Genomic DNA, 14,669 nt, shown 5'->3' with positions numbered 1-14,669 from the left:
CGGAGACAATCGATCAGGCTGAGACGGCGTCGCCAGGGCGCATCTTCACGTAGAGGCCCGGTGCGTCATCCATCGGCGCATGGGACTTGCTGCCGAGTTGCTTGGGAGCATCGACCTTGTCGCCGGCCCTCCCGCTGATCCATTGGGCCCAGTCCTCCCACCAGGTTTGCTGGTGTTGCTCCGCGCCCTTCAGCCACTCTTCGGGCGAATCCACGATGTGGTCGTTGGTCCAGTGGCGGGCCTTGGGACTGGGCGGGTTGACAATGCCGGCGATGTGCCCTGAAGTGCTGAGCACGAATCGGTTGTGGCCGCCCAGCAGGGTGGCCGTGCGGTAGGCCGCCGTCCACGGGACGATGTGGTCGTCGATGGCCGACAGCACGTAAGCGTCCTGTTTGACGTCGGCGGGGTGCAGCATGGTGCCGTCAATCTCGAAGGCGTCGTTGGCGAACTGATTGTGGAGATAGCACCGGCGCAGATAGCTGCTGTGCATGCGGGCTGGCATCCGGGTGCTGTCGTTGTTCCAGGCCAGCAGGTCGAATGCCGGGGGATCCTCGCCCAAAAGCCAGTTGTTCACCACGTATTGGAAGATCAGATCGTTGGCCCGGATGGCGTCGAAGGTGCGGGCCATTTCGCTGGCCTCCAGGTATCCCTGGTCGGCCATCTTGCGCTCCAGCCCGGCCACCGTGGGCTCGTCGGTGAACGCCCCCAGCACGCCGGGGTCGGAGAAATCGGTGAGGGTGTTCAAGAACGTGGCGGTGTGGACCGGCTCATCGCCGGTGGCCGCGCCGTGGGCCATGGCCAGGGCGGTGAGTGTGCCCCCCAGGCACACGTTGACGGTGTTCACCTTCTCCTGGCCGGTGATCTCCCGCACCACCCGCAGGGCGTCGAGGGGGCCTTGGCGGAGATAGTCCTCGAAGCTCGTGTCGCGCATCGACCCGTCGGGGTTGCGATAGCTGATGGTGAAGCAGGTGTGGCCGTGCTGCACCGCCCACTCGATCAAGCTCTTCTGCGGGGCCAAGTCCATGATGTAGTACTTGTTGATCCATGGAGGGCAGAACAGCAACGGGGTCTCATAAACCTGGTCGGTCTGGGGCTCGTACTGGATCAGCTCGATGAGGTCACTGCGATACACCACTTTGCCGGGAGTCATGGCCATGTTCAGCCCCGGCTCGAACCCCGAGTCGTCCACTTTCGACGGCCATCCGTCGTTGTGGCGCAGGTCGTGGAGCATGTTGGAGGCGCCCTTCACCACGCTGGCCCCACCGGTGGCTGCCGCCTTGGCCAATGCGTCGGGATTGGTGAGCAGCATGTTGGTGGGCGCCAGGGCGTCGAAGGCGAAGGAGGCGGCGAACTTGGCCTTGCGGTGATCGGCTTCGTCCAGGTTGGCGGCGTCGATGAGGTCGTCGGCCAAGTTCCTGGTCAGCAGATAGGTCTGCTGGAGGCCGAAGAAGTAGGGATTGTCCTGCCACGCTTTGGACGACCAGCGGTGGTCCTTGGGCTGGGGCTGGATGGGTGCGGGGGCCTCGGGGTCGGCGGTCTTGGCCGCCTTGGCCATGGTGGCCGCTCCCACCTTCATCGCCCCGGCGGCTGCCTTCAACAGAGCGGTGCCCACCCCTACCGGGTTGGCCGCGGCCTTCATGCCCGCGTTGACCAGAGTGCGGGCGAAATAGACCGGATCGAGCGTGTCGATGATCTGGTCGCCCACCCAGTTGGGGTCGAGGACGTCGGACTCGCCAGCGGTTGCCCCGATAGTCCCCGCCTCAACCTCTTCGCTCACGGTTGGGAACTTTATCAAGCAAGTTTGGCGGAACCCTCACCCAAAAGTCCTAGGGTTGCCGCATGGTTTCACGACGTGACGGGATGACGGTTCCGCTGTTCGGACCCCTCGACCAGCAGGCGGTCCAGATGGCCGAGCTGGTCGAACTGGGATACACCGACGTGTGGTCGTCGGAGTCCAACTCCCATGATGCCTTCACCCCTTTGGTACTGGCCTCGCAGTGGGCGCCGACGCTTCGCTTGGGAACCGCTATCGTCCCGGCCTACACCAGGGGTCCGGCGCTGTTGGCCCAGTCGGCGGCCACGCTGGCGTCGCTGGCGCCGGGGCGCTTTCTACTGGGGGTGGGCAGCTCCTCGGATGTGATCGTGGAGCGGTGGAACTCGATCCCGTTCGAGACGCCCTATCAGCGGGTACGCGATCTGGTGCGATTCCTCAAGCCGGCCCTGGCCGGAGAGAAGGTGAGCGGCGACTATGAGACCTTCTCGGTGCAGGGGTTTCGGCTGGGATTGGTTCCTCCCGATCCGCCCCCCATCTTGGTGGCGGCGCTGCGATCTCAGATGCTGACGCTGGCCGGCAAGGAGGCCGACGGGGCCATCATCAACTGGCTGTCGGCCGATGACACCGCCCGGGTGAGCGAGATCGTCAACGCCCAGGGGCCCGACAAGGAGATCGTGGCCCGCATCTTCGTGTGCCCCAACCCCGACCGCGAGACGGTGATCGCCCAGGGGCGGCGGGCAGTGGCCGGCTATCTCAACGTGCCGGTCTATCGGGCTTTCCACCAGTGGTTGGGCCGGGGTGACCTGCTGGCCGAGCATTGGGAGCGATGGGCGGCCGGGGATCGGGCCGGATCGCTGGAGGCCATCCCCGAGCAGGTGGTGGACGACCTCATCGTGAACGGCACCCCCGAGGAGTGCCGCAAGCACATCGACCGCTACTTCGATAACGGGGCCACAACGTCGTCGCTCATGGTGATGCCCCTAGGCGGGATCGACCCGTGGGAGGCAGTCAGGTCGCTAGCGCCGCGGCCTGCCGGAGGTGGATGACATAGTCGTCTAGCCGGTAGCCGGCGGCCGCGCCGCTGGTGGAGGGCATGACATACACCGGGCGGCCTCCGAGTTCCTGGGTTTGAGGTCCGGCCTGGGCCTTTCGATCCACTGCGGCCCGCCAGCCGGCCAGTCCCACAAAGCAGATGGCGGCGGGCTTGAGCCACCCCGCGAGCCACTCCAACCGGTCGAGGCCGTGGCGGTATTCCTCAGTCGTGAGTGCGTCGGCCCGGGGGGTGGCCCGCTTCACCAAGTCGGTCATGCCCACGCCGTGGTCAATGAGCGCCCGCCGGGGATCCCGGTCGGCGTTCACCAGGCCGGCGGCCAGCGCCGCGGGCCAGAACCGGTTGCCGGGCCGGGCGAACCCCACGCCAGCGTCGGCCGCGTACTCGCTGGGATTCAGGCCGCAGATCAACAGGCCCATATCCGGTCCCACGGTGTCGGGCAGTGTTCGGGCTCGGCGGCCCTTGACGATGAGGGTGGCCACTTTGGGGGGCCGGTCCAAACGCTCCAGGGCGTCGAGAGCGAACCCGGCCCCTTCCATGAGGGGCGTAATCCAGCTTTGAGGCCACTGGGAGAAGCGTCGTCCGGGGAAGTCGTCGTCGGAGAACGGCTCGAAATCGTCATCGCCTTCGAAGATGTGAAGCTCCACGGGGGAGTCGGGAGCCAGAGCCCGGTGCAGGTCGGCCAGAGCCAGCGGGACATGGCGGCGGTCGAGGTGGACATAGCTGCGCGACGCCCACGCTCCGGCCAACGACCCCGTAGCCACGGGTAGCGCGGCCAGATCAGCCCGACATCTCAGGGCATCGGGGGCGTGGTCGGGGACCATGTCCAGCATCGACTTGGCCGCGTCGATGGCCAGCGCCGGGACGGGCAGGGCGGCGGTATGCCATCCAGGGCCGCAGCCCAGGTCGGCGGTGACCCCGGCGGGGCGGTCGAGGGCGGCGAACGCCTCAACCGCCGAGGTGGACTTGGGCACTCGCTCGGCTCGCCATTCAGCAGCCCGCTGTTCGTAGACGCTGACGGTGGCTCGATCGGCCATAACTCTCTTGTCCTCTAGCGCAGCGGCCAGATCTTCTTGAACAGCCGGGCGATCACCGCGCCCACCAGGGCCCCGACCACCACGTCGGAGGCGTGGTGAATACGCACGTGGACCCGGCTAGCGGCCACCACCGAGGCGGCTGCCCAAAATGGCCAGCGCCGGTGTCGGGATTCGGACAAGAGCGCGGCGGCTACCACCGCCGCGCTGGCGTGACCGCTGGGGAAGCTGCTGGTGAGGGGTTGGCGAAGTCGGTGGGGGTGGTCGTGCTCAGCCAGCGGGCGGGAGCGGTTGAAGGCCGACTTGATTGGCCCGTTGACCAGTGCCGACTCCACCGCCAGGGCCACCGACACCCGCAACGCCCGGCGCCGGCCCTTCTTGGACGTGGCTCCCGCCCAGGCCAGGGCGTGCCACAGGATGCTGAAGTTGCCCAGCTCCGAGGCGGTATAGAACACCCGATCGGCCACTGGGTTGCCCCGCAGGCGGGCGAAAAGCTGCTCGACGGCCTCGTCGAAAGCCTCGATAGCCGCCGAGGTGTCTGCGGGGACTTCATCCTCGAACGCTTCTTCGTCAAGCATCTCCTGGTCGGGGGCTTCGCTGAAGAACGCCACATCGTCGAGGTCCTCGTCTTCGAGGTCCTCCAGCGGGTCGGCCGCGTCGGGAGCCTCCTCGGGGCGCTCGGCCTCGTCAGCGGTCATTCGCGGGCTGCCCGGATCGTCTTGTAGGCCACGCCTACCTCGTGGTTGGCGTCGTTCAGCACCTTGTAGCCGGATTCGTCGCGGATCTGCTCGAAGTTCTCGGCCACGTCCTCCACGGTGAGGTCGGGGTTGTAGTAGCCGGGGGTCCGGCCGATGAAGAACCGGGCCACGGTGCCGCCGGCCGCGGAGTACACCTCGCCGGAGGCCGGGCAGTCTTCATGGGCCAAAAAGCACACCACCGGGGTGACCAGTTCCGGGTTCATTGCCTCTTTGATCTCCTCGCCGAAGATGGCCTCGGTCATGCGGGTGGTGGCCACCGGCGCAATGCAGTTGGCCTTGATGTTGTACTTGGCCCCCTCCAGGGCCAGCGTGTTGGTGAGCCCGACCAATCCCATCTTGGCCGCGCTGTAGTTGGACTGGCCGAAGTTGCCCAGCACGCCAGCATTGGAGGTGGCGCACACGATGCGGCCGTAGCCCTGCTCTCTCATTTGCACGAAGGCCGGCCGGGTGACGTTGAACGCCCCCCGAAGATGCACGGCGAGCACCGGGTGAAGCTGCTCGTCCTCCAGCTTGTGGAAGGTCTTGTCCCGCAGGATGCCGGCGTTGTTGATCACGATGTCTACCCGGCCGAACGCCTCCATTGCGGTGGCGGTGATGGCCGCCCCGCCCTCGGTGGTGGCCACCGAGTTGGTATCGGCCACTGCCTCGCCGCCGCCGCCGTTGATCTCGTTGGCCACCTTCTGGGCCGGCCCCTCGCTGGCCCCGGTGCCGTAGGCCGATCCGCCCAGGTCGTTGATCACCAGCCGAGCCCCCCGCCGGGCCAGCTCCAGCGCGTACAGGCGCCCCAGTCCGCCTCCGGCCCCGGTGACGATCGCCACCCGGTTGTCAAAGCTCAATGTCATGAATGGAAGGTTACGACGATCAGCGTTGTGAACGGTAAGCGCCGGGGGTGGTGAGGGGTTTGCGGTGCCAGCGGCGGGGGGTGGTGATGATTGACCTCGGGTAGTCCTCGAAGAGCCAGCGGGCGAAGTTGCGCCGGGTCCAGGGGGTGAGGCCGGCGATGCGCACCGCTCCCCGGGCGCCGGGGCGGGTGGCCAGGACACGGCCCAGACGGCGGGCCATGCGGTGGTCGGCGAACAGCTCCCGGCGCACGAAGCGGCGGTAGTTGGCCATGACTTGATCGGCGCCGCCGCCGTTGAGCACGGCGTTGGCCGCGCCGATGCCGGTGAGCAGAGCTTGGGCTATGCCCTCGCCGCTCATGGGGTCGGTGGCCGCCGCGGCGTCGCCCACGAACATGGTGCGCTGGGCGGTCAGCGGGGTCTTGTCGATGCGGGCGGGAATGGGCCAAGCTCGATGGGACGTCTCGGGGGCCGCGCCGTGGCCCAGCACGGCCCGGATGTGGTCCCGCTCCAACAGCTCCCGCCACAGCTTGCCCATCTCGCCCACCGCCACCGGGCCGCCCCGTCGCACGCCGAACCCCACGTTGGCCCGACCGTCGGGCAGAGGGAACGACCAGACGTAGCCGGGCAGGATCTCCTCTTCGAACCACACCCACAAAGCCCGGCTGGCTGAGGGGTCCACCCCCGACCAGTACTGGCGGAACGCATGCCAGTCGCCCCGGTAGCCGTCATGGGCCAGACCCAGGAACTTGCGGGTGGGCGACCACATCCCGTCGGCGGCGATCACGTAGTGAGCGTGCATCGCCCCGATATTCTCCACATCCAGCACGACATGGCCGTCTTCTTCGAGCACCCCTTGAGAGCTGGCCCCCTCCATCAGCTCAGCGCCTTCTGACTTGGCCTGTTCCACCAGGGCGTTGTCCAACTCGGCCCGGGGCACCACCGCGGCGAACTGCCCGCCTCCCCGGGGCAGGGGGAACTCGACGGTGCGGCCCGACGGCGACCGGATGCACACATCCTCCACCGGCATCCACGTCGAGATGGGGGTCGGGTCTAGCCCCAAGCCCTCTAGAAGCCGCAACGCCCCTGCGGTGAGGCCGTCGCCGCACGCCTTGGGTCGGGGGAAGCGAGCCCGGTCCACCATCACCACCCGTTTTCCGGCCCGGGCCAGGGTGATGGCCGCCGCGCAGCCGGCCGGCCCGGCCCCCACGACGGCGGCGTCCCACGTTCGGCTCATTTGTTCGATTTGCTCGACCGGATCATGTGCTTTGCCCTTGCTCGGGGTCTAAAGCCTGGGTCTGGCCCGGTGTCGCCTCGGGGTCGTCAGCCAGGGTCGCCTCGGGCGCGGTTTCTTCAGGGGTGGTTTCCCCCGGCTCACCCTCCTCGGGAGCCGGCTCGCCCGTCTCGCTCTCCTCGCCCTCTTGGGCCGGCGGCGCGATGGTGCAGAGATCGGGTCTGTCGTCTTCGTCGACGTCCACCGGCGCGTGGGTGTCGGTGCAGTCCTCTGGGAGGACACACAGCTCGGGAATGCCATCGTCGTCGTATTCCACCTCGCCGTCGCCGTCGGCGTCGAAGGGCAGCACCGAGGAGGTGCAAACGCCGTCGCAGTTGATGCCCTCTCGAGGCTGGTAGAGAGCGAACACCGAGTCTCGCAGCACGGTGCCGTCTGAGTAGGTTCGGCTGCGCTCGGTGGTTCGCACGGTGCAGAACCGGCGCGGGGTGTCATAGCGGTTGGTCCACTCCACCTCGGCATAGGCCGTGGAGTACACGCTCACGGTGACGCTGTCGTCGGTCACCGTGGGCCACAGGAGCACGGCGTAGGGATTGGGGTTGCGGAACTTGAAGTCGGGCTTCGGCCAGGAGATGGTGGCGTCCACCCCTTCCCGATAGCGCTCGATGTCGATGCTGTGGGCCTGATACTCGAGGAACTCCATTCCCGCGTTAAAGGTGGCCGTGAACAGGGTGGTGATGAACTGGGAGATGCCCCCGCCCACGTCCTTGTCGTACACGCCCGCGTAGATCACCCCCGCAGACACAAACCCTTTCTCCTCGGTGCGCTCACCCACGTATTCGTTGACCGAGAACGTCTCGCCCGGATAGACCACCGCCCCCTGGATCAACTCGGCGATTCGGTGGATGTTGGAGACCCGGTCTTGGCCCGGGGTGTAGTTGGTGGTGAACCGGCCGGTCAACTCCACAATTCCCCGTTCGACCAGCCAGCTCTGGTCGTTGATCTTGTCGGATTCCCGCAGCTCCAATTCCACCGCGGGAAGCTCGGTTTCCAGGGCCAAGAGCACCTCGCGGTAGGCCGACTCATCGCAGCAGATGAGGGCGGGCACCTCGCTGACCAGCACTGGCGTGTCGTCGATCACCGTGAGCACAGGCTCGGACGCCACGGTGGCCACCTCCACGAAAAGCTCGGCCAAGTCGTCTTCCAGTATCTGGCGGTCGATTTCGTAGCTCCACTCGTCGTTGTCGTTGTGGAGGATCAGCCACGATCGAAGCTGGGCCGGCTGCACCCGCTTGGTAACTTCCTCGACCGTCACCAACAGGCCCTGTTCGGTGCGCCGATTTATCCAGGCGGCGGTTGTTTCTATCGCAGTGTCGGAAACCTCGTACGGGATGAGGCGAACGTCGGCCTCGGCCATCAGGGGGCTGGTGCCGCGTTTCGCCGCCTCCAGCAATTGGGGGAGTGCCGAGGACAGGCTGACCACTTCACCGGGCACACCCGGAGTCACTTGGAATAGGCCGTTGGCCAGCACGATGGTGGGGTCGACCGGTGGTTGGTGCAGATCGGCCTCCAGCTTGGCGATCTGGCTGTCATCGGTGGACAACTCGAATAGCAGTTCTGACTGAGAGGTCTCGAAGAATGAGGCGGTCCAGCCGATGGGGTTGCTCTCGTCGCTGTCCAGCGCCATTATCGCCGCCACCGTGCCCTCCACATCGACCGCCAGTCCGACCTGTCGGGCGGTGACGGTGACGGTCTGGGTGGGGGTGGCGATCTCTATTTGAGTTTGCTGGAAGCCCTCGGCCAGCTCGACCACCACACCGGTGACGTCGTCCTCGCTCAGCCCTCCGATGTCGATGCTGACGTCGGGAATGGTCGCACTTTCCAGTTTCAGGCCTCGGGGGGTCTTGTCGTCGTTGCTGGTGGAGTCCACCAGCCAAAAGATCAGCCAGATGGCCAACAGCACCACCGGAGCGACCATGAGGGCCCAGACCCAGAGGGGACGGGGAGGTCGGCGCAGGCGGAGGGGGGGATGCGGATCCATGCCGGTTATCGGATGGTAGTGGGATCAAGTTGCCGATCGGGTTCAGGCCAGGCAGCGAACATGGTCGGACTCAGAACAGCGTCTCAGAACAGCTTGGTCTGGTCGGGCTCGATGCCCCGGAGCAGGTCGTAGTCGATCTCCACGCATTCGATGCCTCGGTCGGCGCCCAAGGCCCGGGCCTGGGGGCGGACGACCTGGGCCGCGAGCACTCCGCGCACCGGTGCCAGGGCCGGATCTTGGTTCAAGAACTGGAGGTAGCGGGTGAGTTGCTCCACACCGGCGATCTCGCCGCGGCGCTTCACCTCCACCGCAATGGCGCGGCCGTCGGTGTCTCGGCACAGCAGATCCACCGGGCCGATGTCGGTGGGGTACTCCCGGCGCACCAGCCGAAATCCGTCTCCCAGCACCTCGGGCGACGCAGCCAGCAGCTCTTGGAGGTGGGCCTCTACCCCGTCTTTGTCCAAACCGGGGTCGTGGCCCAGTTCGTGGGCGGTGTCGGAGATCAGCTCGTGGATGGTGATGGTCAGCTTCTCGCCGGCCGGGTTGACCACCGTCCAGACGCCGTCGTCTTCTGATAACCGGTTGGGGGCGTTCATCCAGTTCAGCGGCTTGTAGGCCCCGCCGTCGGCATGGATGGCCACGCAGCCGTCGGCTTTGACCATGATGAGCCGCACTGCTTCGGGCAGGTGCGCGGCCAGCCGTCCGTCGTAGTTCACCGAGCATCGGGCGATCACCAATCTCACAGCGACTCCCAATCTACGGGGAGAAAGCGGTGGGTATCACCGGGCGATGACGGCAGAGGCGAATTCGGGGTGGCAGATCACGAAATCCGACACATAGGTGTCGGACTGGTTGAACCGCAGTTCCGACCCATTGAGGTGTGAGACATGAAGCCCAGCGGCTGCGGCCACCGCGGCGGGAGCGCACAAGTCCCACTCATGTAGCCCGGAGGCGTGGGCGTATACCTCGGCCTGGCCTCGGATCACCGCGGCGGCCTTGGCCCCGGCTGAGCCCAACTGGACGATCTCGGCCCCGATGGCGTCGGCGATGTGCCGGGACAGACGGCCGGGGCGGCTTCGGCTGGTGATAACCCGAGGAGGGGCGGCAGCCTCTGGAGTGGGGGGAACCGGCTCGGTGGCCAAGGTGATGTCTTGGGCGGGGAGGGCGACTGCCGCGGCGATGGGGATCTCGTCGGCCACCAGAGCCACGTGGACCGCCCAATCGGTGCGGCCCGGGGTGGAGAACTCCCGGGTGCCGTCCAGCGGGTCCACGATCCACACCCGGTGGTGCTGAAGCCGTCGGCGGTCGTCCATCGACTCCTCCGACAGCACCATGTCGTCGGGACGGTGCTCGTTCAGGGCATCTTCGATGAACTCATGGGCGGCGGCGTCGCCTCGAGCTCCCACCGCGAACGGGGCTAGACGCTGACCGCTCATCTCGGCCCTCAGGTTCACCAGCCGCTCTCCGGCCTCGGTGGCCAGCCAAGCGGCAAGTTGATGGTCGTTCACGGCCTCGGCGATATCTCGAGCAGATCCATCACCTGGTCGCTGAGGCCGGGGGCAACCGCAATGAAGCCGTCCATCAGCGGGTCGGCCCGATTGAACACCACATCGGCCCCGTCGGTCCCGAACACCCGCCCGCCGCCCGCTCTTACCAGCGCGGCCCCGCCGGCCACATCCCACTCGTTCTTGGGCACCAGCGTCCAGGTGGCGTCGGCCAGTCCGGCGCCCACCAGGCTCAGCTTGTAGGCCACCGAGCCCATGTTCCGCACCGCAATCGGCGTGGAGAAGAAGCGCTCCCACTCGCCCCGTTTGACCTCGCTGCGCGACGCCAGCACCAGCGCGCCCCGCAGGTCGGTGGTGGGTGTCGTGTTGGCCGGGGTGCCGTTGCACACCACCCCGGTCTCGTCCGATCCGATGATGAGGTGTCCGTTGGGCGGGCTCAATACGCCGCCGGCCACCGGCACGCCGTCTTCCACCAGCCCCACCGACACGCACCACTCGGGGATGCCGTCGATGAACTCCCGGGTTCCGTCGATGGGATCCACCACCCACACCCTGCGGCGGTCGAGCCGGTCGCCGGCGTCGGTGGTCTCCTCCGACAGCCAGCCCTCGTCGCCCCCCCGCAGGGCCTCGGCCAGGACCTCGTTGACCGCGGTGTCGGCCGCGGTCAGCGGATCGCCTCCGTCCTTCAGCTCGGCCTCGACCTCGCCGGGCGTGAACCGCTCCAGCGCTTCGGCGGCCGCGGCCAGCGCATCGGCAATTCGGGCCAGATCGTCGGAGCGGGACATTTCAGCCGGCTATCCAATCGAGTTGTCGGAGCGCAGCATCTTGGTTGCCGGGCTATTCGAGATATCCCTCGGCCACCAGGTGGTCGATGATGGTCTGGGCCGCCTCGTCGGGTGTCTGATCCACGGTGGGCAGAACGACATCGGCGTCGATGGGCTCCTCGTAGGGGTCGGAGATGCCGGTGAACTCCTTGATGATCCCGGCCCGGGCCTTGGCGTACAGGCCTTTGCGGTCCCGCTGCTCGCACACCTCCAGCGGGGTGGACACGTGCACCAGCACGTAGCCGCCGTTGGCCGAGATGGCTTCCCGATTGCGGCGCCGGGGCTCGGCGTAGGGGGCGATTGGGGCGCAGATTGCGATGCCACCGTGCTTGGTGATCTCCGAGGCCACATACCCGATGCGGGTGATGTTGATGTCGCGGTGCTCCTTGGAGAACCCCAGCTCCGACGACAGGTTGGTGCGCACCACATCGCCGTCGAGCAAGGTCACCGGCCGCCCGCCCCGCTCCAGCAGCTTGGACATGAGCGCATTGGCAATGGTGGATTTGCCCGAGCCGCTGAGCCCGGTGAAGAACACGGTGAAGCCCTGCTTGGACTTCTGGGGATGAGTGCGGCGCAGTTCGGCCACCACCTCGGGGTAGCTGAACCACTCGGGGATGTCGTCGCCCGAGGCCAGCCGGTCACGTAGCTCGGTACCGCTGATGCTGAGGGTAGCTGTGCCTTCGCTCACCTCGTCCACCGGGTGGTAGCTGTCGCTGTCGGGGACGTACACCATCATCTTGAACGGGACCATGGTCACGCCCAGCTCGTCGGTGTAGTCCTGCAACATGTCCTGGGCGTCGTAGGGGCCGTAGAAGGGGTTGCCTGCGGCGTCGGAGCCCGGTCCGGCGTGGTCGCGGCCCACGATGAAGTGGGACACGCCGTGGTTCTTGCGGATGATGGCGTGCCACACCGCCTCCCGGGGTCCGCCCATCCGCATGGCCAGGGGCAGCATGGCCAGCATGGCCGAGTTCTCCGGGTAGCGCTTGATGATGTGCTGGTACACGCGGCCCCGGGTGTAGTGGTCCACATCGCCCGGCTTGGTCATGCCTACCACCGGATGAATGAGGAGGTTGGCGTCGGCCTCCACCGCGGCCCGTCGGGTGAGCTCCACGTGGGCCCGGTGCATCGGGTTGCGGGTTTGGAAGGCCACCACCCGGCTCCAGCCAGCCGCATCGAAGGCGGCCCGCACCTGGGCTGGGGTGCGGCGCAGCTCGGTGAAGTCGTAGTGGACGGGGAGTTGGAGGCCTTGCACCGTCCCGCCCAGATACATGGGCGCGGTGCTGCGCATCAGATGGCCCACGCCGGGGTGATCGGGGTCGGAGCTGGCGAATACCGCCTCGGCCTCTGCTGAGGTGTCGGGCCGCCATGCGTCGCTCACAGTGAGCACGGCGAGCATGACCCCCTCCACGTCTCGCAGTGCCAGCCGCCCAGCGGCTTGGGCGGCCTCGGCTGTTTTGGCGTCCACATCCAAGGTGATGGGCATGGGCCACAGCGTCCCGTCGGCCAACCGCATTTCGGAGCACACCCGCTCGTAATCGGCTTGGCCCATGAAACCCCGCAGGGGAGAGAAGCCGCCGTTCAACAGCAGCTCCAGGTCGCACAAGTGGCGAGGCTGGAGGGTGAAGGACGGAAGGTCGCGCGATGCCGCTTTGAGTTCCTCAGCAGTGGCGTCGTCGACCAGCAGATCGACGAGCTCGCCGCCGTGGGGTTGAATCAAGTTTGAAGCCACGAAGGTATTTCATATCGCAGGACGGCACCGTTTGAGCCATCGAGCCGCCAATCCACGCCCAAAGCGGGCGGGAAACTCGATTCTCGACCCCTAGCATTCTCTGGGATGGATAGCGATGCGGTGCTCACCGTCGCGGTGCTGGCGGTTATGGGCGCCGGGCTCGTCAGCAATCGGCTCTCGCCTGCCGCTGGCGTGCTGGGGGCCACTGGCGGGCTGTTTCTGCTCGGAGTGATTGACTTTGACGAGGCCTTCAGCGGTTTCGCCAACCCCGCTCCATTCACCATTGGAGCGCTGTACGTGGTGGCCGGCGCGGTAACCAAGACCAACGCCCTTCAACCCCTGGTGGCCCGGATGCTGGATCGAGGGTCTCAAACCCGGGTGGCGCTGATTCGGCTACTGGCGCCGGCCAGCGCAGCCTCGGCATTCTTGGCCAACACACCCATCGTGGCCATGCTGGTGCCTGCGGTTCGAGGTTGGACCGAGCGCTACGGCCGGGCTGCGTCTCGGTTTCTGATCCCGCTGTCGTACGCCACCATCTTGGGCGGGGCCATCACCGCCATCGGCACCAGCACCAACCTGGTGCTGGGCGGCCTGTTGCAATCGGTGGGCCAAGACGAGTTGGAGATGTTCGAGTTGGCCCGATTCGGCCTGCCGCTGGCCGGCGCCGGGATGGTGTTGATCGTTGTCGCTGCCCCCTGGCTGCTGCCCGACCGCCGCGATCCCGAGGCCACCGGCGAAGGGCGCTCCTATCTGGTGTCGATGTACGTGGCCGATCGGGGGGCGTTCGATGGGCAGTCGGTGGAGGCCGGGGGACTGCGCCATCTCCAAGGGGTGTTCCTGGTGGAGGTAGAGCGGCAGGGAACGGTCATCGCCCCCGTTGCGCCCACGTTCGTGCTCCGGGGCGGCGACCGGCTTACCTTCGCCGGGCGGGTGGACTTGGTGGTCGATCTTCAAGCCATGGCCGGGCTGGTCTCGGCCGAGGATCCCCACCTGGAGGCGGTGGACTCCGACGACCACACCTTCTTCGAAGCGGTAGTAGGGGCGGCCTCGCCCCTGAGTGGGCGCACGTTGGCCGAAGCCGGGTTCCGCGGCCGCTACCAGGCGGCGGTGGTGGGCATCCACCGCTCCGGCGCTGCGGTGGAGGCCAAGTTCGGGCAGGTGCGGCTGCGGGTTGGCGACACCCTGCTGGTGTTGGCCGCCGACGGGTTCGACGAGCGGTGGCGCAACCACAGCGACTTCCTGCTGGTGTCGCGGTTGGGTGGATCGCCTCCTCGGGCCACGCGGCGGGCCCCGGTGGCGCTGCTGGCGGTAGTGGCGTTGGTCGTGCTGCCCGCGGCCGGTGTATTGAGCGTGCTGGAAGCGGCGCTGATCGCGGCAGGAGCGGTGGTTGTCGGCGGGGTGCTCACCCCCCGAGAAGCCCGGATGTCAGTGGACTTCAGCGTGCTCATCACCATCGGCGCTGCGTTCGGGCTGGGGGCTGCGCTCGACGAAGCGGGGTTGGCCGAGGACCTGGCCGACGGCATCGTCACCGGCTTCGACTTTCTGGGCGACGCCGGCGTGGTGCTGGGCATTGTGATCGCCACCATGCTGTTGACCGAGCTCATCACCAACGTGGCCGCGGTGGCCCTGGTGTTCCCGGTAGCGCTAGAGGCGGCTGCCCAATCCGGCTTGGATCCCCGCACCCTGGCCCTCGGGGTAGCTGTTGCCGCCTCAGCCTCGTTCCTCACCCCCATCGGCTACCAGACCAACACCATGGTCTACGGCCCCGGCCGCTACCGCTTCACCGACTACCTCCGCTTAGGGGCGCCGATGTCGTTGCTGACCTTGGTTTTGCTCACAACCCTGGTGGCTGCCGCGGCGTGACCCTCCAATTCGTAGCGCGA

The 14,669-nt window shown here is 67.1% G+C and carries 12 protein-coding genes; 2 read left to right on the top strand and 10 right to left on the bottom strand.

Annotated elements, in window-relative coordinates; genetic code table 11:
• Positions 1-13: 13 nt before the first annotated feature.
• Positions 14-1,777 carry a PHA/PHB synthase family protein gene (locus ACOGJC_RS03935; RefSeq protein ID WP_419847206.1) on the bottom strand — a complete coding sequence of 588 codons (1,764 nt, stop codon included), beginning with the start codon at positions 1,775-1,777 and terminating at the stop codon, positions 14-16.
• Positions 1,778-1,839: 62 nt separating this feature from the next.
• Between ACOGJC_RS03935 and ACOGJC_RS03930 the strand changes: the two genes are divergently transcribed.
• The gene (locus ACOGJC_RS03930) at positions 1,840-2,820 is read left to right on the top strand and encodes an LLM class F420-dependent oxidoreductase (protein WP_419847205.1); all 981 of its coding nucleotides are present in this window, start codon (positions 1,840-1,842) and stop codon (positions 2,818-2,820) included.
• On the opposite strand, the gene ACOGJC_RS03925 is transcribed toward ACOGJC_RS03930, so the two are convergent.
• The 9 genes from ACOGJC_RS03925 to ACOGJC_RS03885 form a co-directional block, all read right to left on the bottom strand.
• Positions 2,783-3,862, bottom strand: coding sequence for a uracil-DNA glycosylase family protein (locus ACOGJC_RS03925; protein WP_419847204.1), 1,080 nt, complete (start codon positions 3,860-3,862; stop codon positions 2,783-2,785). The genes ACOGJC_RS03930 and ACOGJC_RS03925 overlap by 38 nt on opposite strands.
• A gap of 14 nt (positions 3,863-3,876) precedes the next feature.
• A complete protein-coding gene (locus ACOGJC_RS03920) occupies positions 3,877-4,557 on the bottom strand; it encodes a phosphatase PAP2 family protein (protein ID WP_419847203.1) in 681 nt (226 codons plus the stop codon).
• The gene (locus ACOGJC_RS03915; protein WP_419847202.1) at positions 4,554-5,459 is read right to left on the bottom strand and encodes an SDR family oxidoreductase; all 906 of its coding nucleotides are present in this window, start codon (positions 5,457-5,459) and stop codon (positions 4,554-4,556) included. Before ACOGJC_RS03915 ends, ACOGJC_RS03920 begins: the two co-directional genes overlap by 4 nt.
• A gap of 19 nt (positions 5,460-5,478) precedes the next feature.
• A complete protein-coding gene (locus ACOGJC_RS03910) occupies positions 5,479-6,693 on the bottom strand; it encodes a geranylgeranyl reductase family protein (RefSeq protein ID WP_419847201.1) in 1,215 nt (404 codons plus the stop codon).
• Between the two features lie 22 nt (positions 6,694-6,715).
• Positions 6,716-8,728 (bottom strand): VanW family protein, encoded by a 2,013-nt coding sequence (locus tag ACOGJC_RS03905; RefSeq protein WP_419847200.1) that lies wholly within the window; start codon positions 8,726-8,728, stop codon positions 6,716-6,718.
• Between the two features lie 83 nt (positions 8,729-8,811).
• On the bottom strand, positions 8,812-9,471 hold the full coding sequence (gene nucS / locus ACOGJC_RS03900) for an endonuclease NucS (RefSeq protein ID WP_419847199.1): 660 nt from the start codon (positions 9,469-9,471) through the stop codon (positions 8,812-8,814).
• 36 nt (positions 9,472-9,507) lie between these two features.
• On the bottom strand, positions 9,508-10,236 hold the full coding sequence (locus tag ACOGJC_RS03895; RefSeq protein WP_419847198.1) for a 3'(2'),5'-bisphosphate nucleotidase CysQ: 729 nt from the start codon (positions 10,234-10,236) through the stop codon (positions 9,508-9,510).
• The gene (locus tag ACOGJC_RS03890) at positions 10,233-11,018 is read right to left on the bottom strand and encodes a 3'(2'),5'-bisphosphate nucleotidase CysQ (RefSeq protein ID WP_419847197.1); all 786 of its coding nucleotides are present in this window, start codon (positions 11,016-11,018) and stop codon (positions 10,233-10,235) included. Before ACOGJC_RS03890 ends, ACOGJC_RS03895 begins: the two co-directional genes overlap by 4 nt.
• A gap of 52 nt (positions 11,019-11,070) precedes the next feature.
• A complete protein-coding gene (locus tag ACOGJC_RS03885; RefSeq protein WP_419847196.1) occupies positions 11,071-12,786 on the bottom strand; it encodes a bifunctional sulfate adenylyltransferase/adenylylsulfate kinase in 1,716 nt (571 codons plus the stop codon).
• A 105-nt stretch (positions 12,787-12,891) separates the two neighbouring features.
• On the opposite strand from ACOGJC_RS03885, the gene ACOGJC_RS03880 reads away from it, so the two are divergent.
• Positions 12,892-14,649 carry an SLC13 family permease gene (locus ACOGJC_RS03880; protein WP_419847195.1) on the top strand — a complete coding sequence of 586 codons (1,758 nt, stop codon included), beginning with the start codon at positions 12,892-12,894 and terminating at the stop codon, positions 14,647-14,649.
• The last annotated feature ends 20 nt before the right edge of the window (positions 14,650-14,669 follow it).

It is taken from the genome of Candidatus Poriferisocius sp., from assembly GCF_965204015.1.
Classification (GTDB): Bacteria; Actinomycetota; Acidimicrobiia; order Acidimicrobiales; family Bin134; genus Poriferisocius.
This window is presented reverse-complemented; position numbering and strand designations above follow the sequence as displayed.

Coding starts and splice junctions, on each gene's coding strand:
- ACOGJC_RS03880 (WP_419847195.1), top strand. CDS start 12,892: ATGGATAGCGATGCGGTGCTCACCGTCGCGGTGCTGGCGGTTATGGGC.
- ACOGJC_RS03890 (WP_419847197.1), bottom strand. CDS start 11,018: ATGTCCCGCTCCGACGATCTGGCCCGAATTGCCGATGCGCTGGCCGCG.
- ACOGJC_RS03925 (WP_419847204.1), bottom strand. CDS start 3,862: ATGGCCGATCGAGCCACCGTCAGCGTCTACGAACAGCGGGCTGCTGAA.
- ACOGJC_RS03920 (WP_419847203.1), bottom strand. CDS start 4,557: ATGACCGCTGACGAGGCCGAGCGCCCCGAGGAGGCTCCCGACGCGGCC.
- ACOGJC_RS03930 (WP_419847205.1), top strand. CDS start 1,840: ATGGTTTCACGACGTGACGGGATGACGGTTCCGCTGTTCGGACCCCTC.
- ACOGJC_RS03910 (WP_419847201.1), bottom strand. CDS start 6,693: ATGAGCCGAACGTGGGACGCCGCCGTCGTGGGGGCCGGGCCGGCCGGC.
- ACOGJC_RS03905 (WP_419847200.1), bottom strand. CDS start 8,728: ATGGATCCGCATCCCCCCCTCCGCCTGCGCCGACCTCCCCGTCCCCTC.
- ACOGJC_RS03915 (WP_419847202.1), bottom strand. CDS start 5,459: ATGACATTGAGCTTTGACAACCGGGTGGCGATCGTCACCGGGGCCGGA.